Source organism: Scytonema sp. UIC 10036 (assembly GCF_009725235.1).
The window spans coordinates 132,763-144,182 of the sequence record NZ_WJFC01000008.1 but is presented as its reverse complement, the minus strand read 5'-3'; the positions used below and the strand labels follow the sequence as shown (position 1 = coordinate 144,182).

The window sequence follows — 11,420 nt, the reverse complement described above, 5'->3', positions numbered from 1 at the left end:
AATTATTTTTTAATAACAACTGTCTCTAGCCGCTTGACAAATTTCAATTGATTTGTTAAAAAAATAGAAAAAAATTACTGATTTTTTTAACAGCTTAATAATTGTTTTATGGGTATTTTTGTCTGCATTTGATGATACAACAACGGTATAACGGTCAAAAAGTATTTTTGCTGGGTAATCAAAAAAGAAAAAAAATAAGCCAATTACTTCTAATGTTTACAAAAATGCAACATTGCCAATTCTTGTGATTTGATAGCACTTGCACACAAAATTGTGATAATATGATGACAAGGAAATATATGACTTAATCTTAGAATAAAACAATGATTATTTCTGACTTAAACTTTTGTGAAGCAGTAGAACTCACCAATCAAATTTTTGGCGGAGCAACCGCTATTGCTACTGGTGATGCATATGCTTATCCTGGTGGTGCTGAAGCTACAGGATTTGCTTATGCTGAAGGAGACATAACTGACGCTAATATTACTGCTGATGTTTCTGTCAGGGAGAAAAAAAATGTGATTATAAGCAAGGCAAAGATAAAGGTAGATGCTTTGGCTATAGATGAGAATGGTGTTGCTGAGGCAAAAATTCGTGATACAGACGTTTACGTTCAGCACATATAGTAGCTAGTATAAATAAGAAATTCAAAAAAACGTGTGAATAAGACTTTTGGTGGGCATTGCCCACCCTACTACTAACCACTAACCACTAATGGTGCAATTAACAATTAGCCATTAGCCATTAGCAATTAGTAACTAACTCATTCACAATTTCATAGGGCTTCTCAGTACCTTGTGCTAGATACTCAGCTAGCTGAGATTCTATTTGCTCGCGTACAATTTGGCGGTATTCTAAGAAATGCTCGTTGTGAGCGCAGGTAGCAAGGTAGTGTTCTGCGACTCTGGGATTCCGCTTGATGATGCTAAACAAGTGATGCCAGAATTTCCATCTGGTTTCACGTTTGATACCCTGTCTCCAGATGACAAGTAATAGTGCTTTCACCACTACCCACTCTGGCATCTTAAACGGGGCAGTCCATGTTGGCGTACCCATCATGAGAAAACAACGATAAGTCCGATCTAAGTACTGCACGGGATCGTATAAAGTACAGAAAGCATCTATATATTCTCTAGCAATATCTTCTAAAGGACGAGTGGGAATAAAGTTCATTAAAGTCGTTTGGTTAATATTGCCATCTTTGTTGTCTCGCAATCTTCCTTCTTTACTCAGGCGATGCCAAAGGGCTGTATTTGGCAGTGCTTGTAGCATGGCAAAAGTTGTAGAGGGAATTGCTGCTTGTTCGGCAAAGCGAACAATACGATTCCCTGCACCAGCTTTTTCTCCATCAAATCCAATAATAAAACCAGCCATTGGGCGCAAACCTGCTTTGATAATGGCGTGAACTGCGTCAGTTAGGGAATTACGAGTATTTTGAAACTTTTTCGTGAGTTGCAAACTGTCCTCATCTGGTGTTTCAATTCCCAAAAACACTGCAGCAAAACCGCACTCTACCATCAACTCCATTAATTCTGGATCTTGTGCTAGATCTATAGAAGCTTCGGTATCAAACCGGAAAGGATAGTTGTGCTGCGCCATCCAAACTTTTAATTCCTTCAGTAACAACTTTACATTGCGTTTATTGCCGATAAAGTTGTCATCTACCATAAAAATACCGCGCCGCCAACCTAACTCGTAGAGGTAATCCAACTCTGCCAAGAGCTGTGCTGGAGTTTTGGTGCGTGGCTTGCGCCCGTAGAGAACAATAATGTCGCAAAATTCACATTGGAAAGGACAGCCCCGTGAAAACTGGACGGACATCATATCATAGGCGTCGAACTCTAGCAAATCAAATCGGGGTATAGGGGTTGCTGTCACGTCTGGTTTTTCTGTAGCGCGAAAAGTACCAGAAGTGTCACCCCGTTTGATTGCCTCAACAAACATCGGTAGGGTAATTTCTCCTTCATCGAGAATGAGAAAATCAGCGCCAACTCCCTGAACTTCATGAGGAACTGACGTTGGGTAAGGACCTCCCACCGCAACTAACTTACCGCGCCGCTTTGCTTCTTGAATTTGTTCGAGTAAATCTTGTTTTTGAACAATCATGGCGCTGAAGATACAAACATCTGCCCATGCCCATTCTTCCTCTGTGACTGGGCGGATATTACGGTCAACTAGCTTGAATTCCCATTCTTGGGGTAAAATCGCCGCTACTGTCACCAAACCCAAAGGTGGTAGCAGAACCTTACGGTTAACTAATTCTAAGATTTTTTCATATGACCAAAACGTTTTGGGAAAAATAGGGTAAACCAGTAAAATTCGCATGAACCGTCATACCTCACCAAAATCAGCGTGCAGGGAAAAATGGCATTTGATGCCTGAGGAACTTCTAGACGCAGTTAACTTTTTTAAAGTTTCTGAGTTTGAACAGTGACCAGTCGATCCCGATACTGAACAGTACCGAATTTAAATGCCGTACCGCAATACTATACACATTAACTGTGATTGAGATCACTGCCAAAAGATTGCTGGAGGTAAAAAATATATCATCTTGAGTATTGAGGAAAGGTATAGTAATATGCTCAAGTTGAGTAATTACGAAATTTTTGATAAAATTTATATCAGTAGTAATACCGTTATTTATAAAGGATATTTTATACAAAATAAAAAACCAGTTATTATTAAAACATATAAAAATCAACAACCATCATTAGAAGAAATCAATCTATTGAAACACGAATATCACATAGCCAAAGATTTAAATATCGAAGGAATTATTAAGCCCTATAATTTAGAAAGCTATAATAATGAACTAGCTTTGGTACTGGAATATTTTGAAGGTCGATCGCTAGATCGGCTCATTGAATGTCAAAAATTTGAATTAAAAGATTTTTTAAAAATAGCAATTCAACTAGCGCACACTTTATCAGAGTTGCATAAAAATCAAATTATTCATAAAGATATAAAAAGTTCCAATATTCTTCTTAATATAGACACCAAGCAAGCGAAGATTATAGATTTTGCGATCGCAACACGTTGGTCACCAGAAAATCCCAACACTAGCAATACAAACACCCTTGAAGGTACTCTTGCCTATATGTCGCCAGAACAAACTGGCAGAATGAATCGTTATATTGATTATCGTTCTGATTATTATTCATTAGGTGTCACCTTCTATGAAATGCTCACCGGTCAGTTACCATTTGTAGCAACAGATCCGATGGAACTCATTCACTGTCACATTGCAAAAAAACCAGTTCCACCCCATGAGCTAAATTCAGAAATTCCAGAGATGGTTTCTGAGATTATTATGAAATTACTAGCGAAAAATCCAGAAGATAGATACCAAAGTGCTTTAGGTTTAAAATACGACTTAGAATTTTGTTTAACTCAACTTACAAATATCGGTGCAATTTCTGATTTTATTATAGGAAAAAAAGATTTATTTAATGGAGCATATATTCCTCAAAAAGTCTATAATGAAGAATTAGCTCCTACTTGCAACTTACTTCCAGTTACTAAAACGACAAAATTAACAGCTAAGGAAGTCGATGCTCTGGATTTGTCAACCGTTCTGAAAGTTTCTTGCGCTATCTCAGAAGAAATTTGTCTGCATAAGTTGCTTGATAAGTTAATGCAGATTCTTATTGAAAATACAGGAGCACAAAGAGGGTTACTTGTTTTACAAAAATCAGGGGAACTAGTTTTAGCAGCTGAAGGTTCCCTAGAATTCGAGAAATCCGTTTTAATTCCTTTTGTCCCTATCCAAGAAAATCTCGATCTACCTATATCTATTATTAAATATGTGGCTAACAACAAAGAAACTTTAGTTTTGAATAATGCAATTCAAGAGACTTTATGTAATAATGATACCTATATTCTCAAACACCAACCACAATCAGTTCTTTGTTTGCCAATTATTTATCAAAATAATCTCACAGGACTGTTATATTTAGAAAATTCTATAACTCAGGGTGTTTTTACACGCGATCGCCTCAAAGTTTTATCACTGCTGTGTACGCAAATTTCTATCTCAATTGAAAATGCTAATCTTTATAGCGATTTGCAGAGCCACTCCCAAGAACTAGAGGAAAAAAATCAAGCTCTACAGGAATCTGAAGCTAGAGAAAGAGAAAAAGCGAGACAGCTAGAAGCAACATTGCAACAACTTCAAAATACGCAGCTACAGCTTATACAAAATGAAAAGTTGTGCAGTTTGGGACAAATGGTAGCAGGTATTGCTCACGAAATCAATAATCCAGTCACCTTTATAACAGCAAATCTCTCTCATACCAGTAATTATACTGAAGACTTGCTACATCTTATCAACTTGTACCAGTTCTACTATCCCAACCCAGTTGATGAAATTAAAGATGAGATAGAAGCAATGGACTTGGAGTTTCTTCAAGAAGATTTGCCAAAAATGCTGAAATCATTAAAAGTGGGGGCAGATCGGATTAAAGAAATTATCCGCAATTTGCGTAATTTCTCCAGACAGGATTCATCCGAACTGACGCTGCAAGATATTCATGAAGGAATCGATACGAATTTGATGATTCTACAACACCGCTTGAAAGCGCAACCTCACAGACCAGCTATTGAAGTGATTAGAGATTACAGCGACTTACCAATGGTACAGTGTTATGCCGGATTGCTCAATCAAGTTTTTATGAATCTTCTGGCTAATGCAATTGATGCTGTTGAAGAGTCATTTGTCAAGAGTCAAGAGTCATTTGTACAAGACAAAGGGCTTTTGACACATAACCAAGGACTAATTCAAATTCGTACAGAAATATCAGATAGCGATCGCGTGACAATTCGGATTGCAGATAATGGTTCTGGTATGCCAGACGAAGTGAGATGCAAACTGTTTAGCCCGTTCTTTACCACAAAACCGATAGGTAAAGGAACAGGTATTGGGTTATCAATCAGCCGCCAAATTATAGAAGAAAAGCACAAAGGACAGTTAAGTTGTGTTTCATCACCCGGTCAAGGTGCAGAATTTATCATAGAAATTCCACTGCGGCAACAATGTGAAGAAAAGCAAGTGGATGAAATGGTAGTTTAATTCTTTTATTCTTTTTAAAAAGAAAATTAGATACTTTATCAATATTCATGCATAAATTTTCTCTTCAGTGAAGGCTTATAAGACTCTACCTTAGTACTGATTTTCTTTGAGAATCTTGACTTTATTATCCTCTCATAAAATTTATTTTTTAATAGTATTTTTTTATCAAACTATTAAATTAGATTGACAAATTTTTATATTATTTGTTTATTAAGTTATCAAGTTAGGTTGATAATTTTTATAGTATTTCTTTATCAAATTATGATTTCACGCTCGAAGGGGTATTGCCATGTGTTTTTCCTAATTTAGGATGCAAATTTAGTATGGGGCAAAACCAAATTCACAACTTGCAAGAATGGCGTAGATTCGTCTTGAAGATTCGCCTAAGCTCGCGATGATTGGGTGGAACTCATCAGTCAACCAGGTGTGGCTCTACTGTTAACTACTGTGATTCTAGTCTAAACTTATCAGGTTAGGGCGTCTTATGAAACGAATTCTGATTGCAGAAGATGAACCTCGCATAGCTACCTTTTTAGAAAAAAAATTCCTGGAACATGGCTTCACTGTCTCAATAGCAAGGGACGGTTTCGAGGCAGTTCACATGGCTCGCAGCCACAACTTTGACCTTTTGGTTCTTGACTTAGGTCTTCCTGGTAAAGATGGCGTAGAAGTTATGGAAGAGTTGCGCGGTCAGAGCGAACAAATAATTATCATTATTCTCTCAGCTCGGGACGATGTGAAAGACAAAGTTGCCGGACTCGAAGGAGGAGCCGATGACTACATCACAAAGCCGTTTAGCTTTGAAGAATTGCTGGCTCGGGTGCGCCTCCGGTTGCGCGATCGCCAAGTATCTGCACCGAAACAAGAAACGGTTTTGAAAGTAGATAACATCGTCCTCGACTTACCCAAGCGCCAAGTCCGAGTTGGCGATCGCCCAATTCAGCTATCCAACCAGGAATTTATCCTATTAGATACCTTCATGCGCCATCCAGATCAAGTCCTCACGCGAGAAGACCTTCTCAATTACGTCTGGGGTTACAACTTTAACCCTAGCTCTAACATTGTAGATGTTTACGTGGGGCACCTGCGCCGTAAGCTTGGCGAAAAACTGATAGAGACTGTCAGAAGCGTGGGCTATCGGCTGCGCGCAAGTTGAGGAAGGAGCTTTTTTTATCTCTCTTCAGCATAAAGACATTCTTTTGCCAACATCATGAGTGCTTTATGAAAAGTTGATGAACAAACTTTCATGTATAAAAGTGTAACTTATGGTAAGTAAGCCCTCACCAAAAATTTCCGACTTCATCATCAAAAGGAATTTCAGGGCAGAGTCCAAAGCCATTGCTTCAGCGCCAACATACAAAGCTGAAACACTTGTGAGTTAGTGTTTGCAGCTAACTTTGCCCCTGGTTGTAGTTTCCGTAACACAGGGGAAAATATGAAAAAGCGTTCATTAAAATTTCATCAAATAGTCATGATCCTTAAGTAGGAGCAAAGTTAATTTTAGGTCATGGTATTGAAAAGTAATGTTCCCTGGCTCTCGGTAGACATCTTTAGGAAACAATGTAAAGGCTCGCTATGGCAGGTCTATACAAAGATTGTAGACGATGCACAATTAATTTCTGAGATGTCTAATTGTATTTAAAAACTTCACAACAAACTTGTAATGAATGTTTTTAAATCTAACTGAACTCTATTTAAGATCGGCATTCTTGGATGTAAAAATTTTCAAGAACCTCACCCCTATTTGTACTCCTATTTAGAGACCAACCAGAACTAACGCATCTCCCTAGAAACAACTAGGGATGGTTGAGCATGAGAATGATACTCTACTCTCATGACATTAGGACTAACGCAACCTCAACGGGATTTTGGGGATTTTACACGTTTCAAATCCCGACAACCCCTCTCACAGAGGGGGGTTATGCGTAGCTTACTATCTGCAAGCATCTACTAAATTCCATTGCTGACCTTTCAATCCCCGTCTTTTGTGAGGCATTTATGTTACAGAAAACTTTTGAATTATGAATGCGCTTCCCATGTACGACCCAACATTATTCAAAGGTACTGCTAAGTACTACGCCCGCTACAGACCGCAATATCCAAACAGCTTGTTTAAACTGCTATCAGAAGCATTCCATCTTAATGGACAGGGACGACTCCTCGATCTCGGTTGCGGGACTGGTGAAATCGCAATTCCATTATCTGACTGTTTTGAAGAGGTTGTCGCGCTCGATCCTCAACCGGAAATGCTGAGAGAGGCTCGAAGAGAAGCAGAAACAGTTGGTGCTAGCAATATCACATGGGTTGAGCAACGGGCAGAACAGATTTCTCCAAGCTTGGGTTTCTTTCGACTCATTACTATTGGCAAAGCCCTGCATTGGATGGATGAAGAACTTGTTCTCCAGCGCTGTCACGATTTGCTATTGGATGATGGCGGAGTAGCAATTATTAGTACTAGCAGAAATTTTTGGAAAAATCCCGATGAACTTTGGAAGCAGAAAATCATTGAAGTTGTGAAAAAATGGCTGGGCGATCGGCGTCGCGCTGGGAGTACCACTAAGAGTTTCTACACAACCTCTACAATCTCTAAAAATAGGCTGCTTGCTAGAATACCTTTTGCTCGGACACAAAAGTGTAGATTCAAGTTTAAGCAAAAGTGGACGCTCAAAACTATCCTCGGCTATTTGTATTCCACATCCTTTTGTTCCCAGTCCCTTCTTGGCGATCGCGTTCTGCAATTTGAAGCGGATCTGAAGAAAAAGTTGCTTGAGGTAGAACCATCAGGGAAATTCAAGGAGAAAATACCACTCACCGTACACCTGGCGTGGAAACAATTGAGTTAACCAAAAGTCCCGACTTGTTGCCATGCATAAAAGCAGCAAATAAAAATAGGTGTGCTCTTAACAGGCTATCTACAAATTTCTGAAACATTCATTTTGAGGAGAATTTCTGAACGATGGTTACACTTAGCACTCATGACCCTACATTATTCAAAGGTACTGCTAGTTACTATGCCCGCTACAGACCACCATATCCAAACACCTTGTTTGAAGTGCTATCAGAGAGATTTAATTTAAACGGACAGGGAAGACTCCTAGATCTTGGTTGCGGAACCGGTCATATCGCCATTCCATTGTCTGACCGTTTTCAAGAGGTCGTTGGGGTAGATCCTCAACCGGAAATGCTGAGAGAGGCTCGAAAAGAAGCAGAAGCATTTGGTGCTAGCAATATCACATGGGTTGAGCAATCTGCAGAACTGTTTTCTTCAAGCCAGGGCTTTTTTAAACTAGTTACTATTGGCGACGCCTTCTGCTGGATGAAGAAGGAACTAGTTCTCGAACGCTGTTATGACTTGCTGTCAGATGATGGCGGTCTAGCGATCGTTTATACTAACAGAAGTTTTTGGAAAAGTACCGAAATTTGGAAGCAAAAGACCGTTGAAGTTATCAAGAAATGGCTGGGTGAAGAACGTCGAGCAGGGACAAGCAATAGGAGCGCCTACAGTACTACTGAAACCTCGGCAAAAGACTTGCTTGCTCAGTCATCTTTTGCAAGGGTAGCAAAGCAAAAACTAGAGTTTAAACATTATTGGAATATAGATAAAATCATTGGCTATTTGTATTCAACATCCTTTTGTTCGCGGGAATTTCTGGGCGATCGCGTCACACAGTTTGAAGAGGATTTGAACGCAACGCTGATTGAGGTAGTACCGTCAGGGGAGTTCATCGAGACGATACCACTCACGATACACCTTGCATGGAAGCGATAAAAAACTGACTTTAACGGAAAAAAATTAGTAATTGTATGAAAAAAATCCTGTTTTACTGCCAAAATCTTTGGGGTCTGGGTCACCTTGTTCGCAGTACAGAAATTATTCGCAGCCTGGTTAAAGACTTCAAAGTTTGCCTTGTCGATGGTGGAGAAATTGTGCAAGGGTTTGAAATTCCGCCTGCGGTGGAAGTCGTTCAGCTTCCTGCGCTCTGGCTAGAGAACCGACAACTTAAGCCAGTGGACACTTCTTTAAGTCTTGAAGAAGTTAAAGAGTTGCGAAAAAATCAATTACTTGCGGTTTACGAGCAGTTTCAGCCAGATTGTTTAATTACAGAATGTTTTCCGTTTAGCAAGCGCAAGCTCTCCTTTGAGTTGATTCCACTGCTAGATCGTGTAAAATCCTCAGGGTATTCCACCAAAGTTGTTTGTAGTCTTCGAGATGTCATTCTGTCGTCGAATAAGACCGATTTGGAGCGAAAATCCCAACTAGAAGAGAAAATTTGTGCATTGATGAACCAGTACTTTGATATGCTACTGTTTCATTCCGATCCAAAAGTTCACAGATTAGAAGAAAACTTTTCTAAAGTTAAAGATTTAACTTGTCAAATTCATTACACGGGCTATGTAGCACAATTACCCTCAGAAAATCCTGTAATGACTGATGAGGATATCGCCAGCCTGAGTCGGAAAGAACCGATGATTTTAGTCAGCATTGGTGGGGGTAGAATGGGATATGAACTCCTAGAATCTGCCGTACAAGCTGCTTCAATTCTTGAACAGTATTTGCCGCATCATATTCACATTTTTACCGGACCCTTCCTGCCACAAGAGCAGTTTTCAGAACTGCAAAAACTAGCAACAGATAAAAACAATATTACCCTACGGCGCTACACTCCAGACTTGCTAGCATATATGCAGAAAGCGGATCTGTCAATTAGTTTGGGTGGCTACAACACCACAATGAACGTTCTACGAACAGGCGTTCGCTCCATGATTTTTCCCTCCGAAAAAGAGAACGAGCAGGTCATCAGAATTCAGAAGTTGGAGAATCTGGGAATTGTTGAAGTTATTCGTCCTAGCGATTTAGAACCCGCTCATCTTGCCCAAAAAATTATTGCATATCTGAGCAAAGAACGAGTTAAGGGTATTTTTGAATTTTTCGATCTCCAAGGCGCGCAGAAATCTAGTGAATTGCTTAAAGAATTCCTGCAAACCCAGGTATCTGCTGCTTATTCTACTGTCTAAAAAGTGAGAGCAGGAAAAATTAACCGAGGTTTAAAATTGAATGAAATGTCATGTTGTAAAAATCAAAAAAGGCTGAAAAAATAGAGGTCAGTTGCATGAAAAAAGTCATGTTTTACTGTCAAAATCTTTTAGGTATGGGTCATCTTGTTCGGACTACAGAAATTATTCGGAGCTTGGTTAAGGATTTTAAAGTTTGTCTCATCGACGGTGGACAGATTGTCCAGGGTTTTGAAATTCCACCAGCCGTGGAAGTAGTCAATCTTCCAGCGCTTCGGATAGAGAACGGAAAGCTCAATGTAGTGGACAGTTTCCAGAACCTTGAGACAGTAAAAGAGTTGCGAAAAAATCAACTTCTGAAAGTTTTCGAGCGGTTTCAGCCTGATTGTTTGGTTACCGAAGGTTATCCGTTTAGTAAGAAAAAAGCTTTGGCATTTGAGTTAGTTCCACTATTAGAACAAGTGCAAGCAAAAGGGCATTTAACTAAGGTTGTTTGCAGCCTGCGTGATATCATCATGGTGAAGGAATATGCAGACCGAGCCAAAGAGGAAGAGAGTAGATGTCAATTCATGAATCAGTACTTTGATATGTTACTGGTTCATTCCGATCCAAAAGTTCATAGATTAGAAGAAAGCTTTTCCAGAGCTAACGAGCTGACCTGTCAAGTCCATTACACGGGATATGTTGTGCAATCACCACCGGAAAATTTTGTAACAACTGATGAAGATATTGTCAGCCTAAATAGAAAAGAACCGATGATTTTAGTGAGTGTTGGTGGTGGAAGATTGGGACATGACCTGCTAAAATGTATTTTGGAAGCTGCCCCGATTTTTCAAAACTATTTGCCGCATCATCTTCAAGTTTTTACGGGACCTTTTATTCCAGAAGAAAAGTTTTTAGAACTGCAAGAATTAGCAGCAGATCGAGTCAATATCACCTTGCGGCAATACACCCCAAATCTACTTGCCTATATGGAAAAAGCAAGTCTTTCTATTAGTTTGGGGGGCTACAACACCACCATGAATGTTCTCCGCACTCGCGTCCGCTCCATGATTTATCCCTCTGATAAAGATAACGAGCAGGTAATCAGGACTCAAAAGCTTGAGAAACTAGGAATTCTAGAGATGATTCGTCCTGATGATTTGCATCCAGAGCGTCTTGTTAAAAAAATTAACACCTGTTTGAACAAAGAAAGAATTGTAGATACCTTTGACTACTTTGAACTTCAAGGTGCAGAGAAAACTGCTTTTTTGCTCAAAGAATTACTTCAAAGTCAGGTAGCTTCTACTTATTCTGTTGCTTAATACAGCGTTTCTAGTCTGTTGAGGCACAAATTTAT

Annotated in this window: 8 protein-coding genes; 7 read left to right on the top strand and 1 reads right to left on the bottom strand. The window is 39.4% G+C overall.

The window, feature by feature from the left end; genetic code table 11:
• The first annotated feature begins 323 nt into the window (after nt 1-323).
• Complete coding sequence (locus F7734_RS06250; RefSeq protein WP_155743854.1) at nt 324-626, top strand: hypothetical protein; 303 nt, start codon at nt 324-326, stop codon at nt 624-626.
• Between the two features lie 118 nt (nt 627-744).
• Here the strand turns inward: F7734_RS06250 and F7734_RS06245 are convergent, their stop codons facing one another.
• Nucleotides 745-2,325 (bottom strand): B12-binding domain-containing radical SAM protein, encoded by a 1,581-nt coding sequence (locus F7734_RS06245; protein WP_155743853.1) that lies wholly within the window; start codon nt 2,323-2,325, stop codon nt 745-747.
• A gap of 253 nt (nt 2,326-2,578) precedes the next feature.
• Between F7734_RS06245 and F7734_RS06240 the strand changes: the two genes are divergently transcribed.
• The 6 genes from F7734_RS06240 (at nt 2,579) to F7734_RS06215 (ending at nt 11,385) form a co-directional block, all read left to right on the top strand.
• Complete coding sequence (locus F7734_RS06240) at nt 2,579-5,068, top strand: protein kinase (protein WP_155743852.1); 2,490 nt, start codon at nt 2,579-2,581, stop codon at nt 5,066-5,068.
• A 484-nt stretch (nt 5,069-5,552) separates the two neighbouring features.
• Nucleotides 5,553-6,224, top strand: coding sequence for a response regulator transcription factor (locus F7734_RS06235; RefSeq protein WP_155743851.1), 672 nt, complete (start codon nt 5,553-5,555; stop codon nt 6,222-6,224).
• 865 nt (nt 6,225-7,089) lie between these two features.
• Nucleotides 7,090-7,911 carry a class I SAM-dependent methyltransferase gene (locus F7734_RS06230; protein WP_155743850.1) on the top strand — a complete coding sequence of 274 codons (822 nt, stop codon included), beginning with the start codon at nt 7,090-7,092 and terminating at the stop codon, nt 7,909-7,911.
• Between the two features lie 113 nt (nt 7,912-8,024).
• Nucleotides 8,025-8,837, top strand: coding sequence for a class I SAM-dependent methyltransferase (locus tag F7734_RS06225; protein WP_155743849.1), 813 nt, complete (start codon nt 8,025-8,027; stop codon nt 8,835-8,837).
• A 35-nt stretch (nt 8,838-8,872) separates the two neighbouring features.
• A complete protein-coding gene (locus F7734_RS06220; RefSeq protein WP_155743848.1) occupies nt 8,873-10,084 on the top strand; it encodes a glycosyltransferase in 1,212 nt (403 codons plus the stop codon).
• 95 nt (nt 10,085-10,179) lie between these two features.
• The gene (locus tag F7734_RS06215; protein ID WP_155743847.1) at nt 10,180-11,385 is read left to right on the top strand and encodes a glycosyltransferase; all 1,206 of its coding nucleotides are present in this window, start codon (nt 10,180-10,182) and stop codon (nt 11,383-11,385) included.
• Nucleotides 11,386-11,420 lie beyond the last annotated feature (35 nt).